Origin of the sequence: Mesorhizobium sp. M4A.F.Ca.ET.050.02.1.1 (genome assembly GCF_003997725.1) — a bacterium.
Taxonomy (GTDB): Bacteria; Pseudomonadota; Alphaproteobacteria; order Rhizobiales; family Rhizobiaceae; genus Mesorhizobium.
The window spans coordinates 1-887 of record NZ_RZSG01001300.1 but is presented as its reverse complement, the minus strand read 5'-3'; the positions used below and the strand labels follow the sequence as shown (position 1 = coordinate 887).

The 887-nt window shown below is 62.1% G+C and carries 2 protein-coding genes; both read left to right on the top strand.

Going from position 1 to position 887, the window contains the following annotated elements; all coding sequences use genetic code 11:
• The coding region (locus EOA33_RS40015; RefSeq protein ID WP_210212659.1) for a hypothetical protein at window positions 1–182 on the top strand (182 nt) is incomplete at its 5' end.
• Between the two features lie 11 nt (window positions 183–193).
• The coding region (locus tag EOA33_RS37085) for an aminotransferase class I/II-fold pyridoxal phosphate-dependent enzyme (RefSeq protein WP_127407818.1) at window positions 194–887 on the top strand (694 nt) is incomplete at its 3' end.

The window sequence follows — 887 nt, the reverse complement described above, 5'->3', positions numbered from 1 at the left end:
GGCTTCCAGAGCTTCGGCGTAAGGCAAAAATAGCCCGGCTGCCGCGGCGCAAAATTATTCCGGGAAGAATAGGATTTTCTCGGGCGTTCGTCGCGGATCCCTCGCCGAAAGGTATTTTCTTCTTTGCATTCATGGCCGGCCTTCGCCAAGAATGCCCGGCGATTTCTTGCGCAGGTTCCTGAGGGAGTTTTCGATGACGCGTACGCCCGGTTTCAACACGCTCGCCATTCATGCCGGCGCCAAGCCCGATCCGGCGACGGGCGCCCGGGCGACCCCGATCTACCAGACCACCTCCTATGTTTTCGATGACGCCGACCATGCCGCTTCGCTGTTCGGCTTGAAGGCCTTCGGCAACATCTACACCCGCATCATGAACCCCACCCAGGCGGTGCTCGAGGAGCGCGTCGCGGCGCTCGAGGGCGGCACCGCGGCGCTGGCGGTCGCATCCGGCCACGCCGCGCAGATACTGGTGTTCCACAATCTGATGCAGCCGGGCGACAATTTCGTCGCCGCGACAAGGCTTTACGGCGGCTCGATCAACCAGTTTGGCCACGCCTTCAAGAATTATGGCTGGGAGGTTCGCTGGGCCGACACCAACGATGTCTCAACCTTCGAAAGCCAGATCGACGACAGGACCAAGGCGATCTTCATCGAGAGCCTTGCCAATCCGGGCGGCATCTTCGTCGACATCGAGAAGATCGGCGACATCGCCCGCAAGCACGGCCTGCCGCTGATCGTCGACAACACGCTGGCCTCGCCCTATCTGGTGCGGCCGATCGAGCACGGCGCCGACATCGTCGTCCATTCGCTGACCAAGTTCATCGGCGGCCACGGCAATTCGATCGGCGGCGCCATCGTCGACGGCGGCACCTTCGACTGGTCGAAGT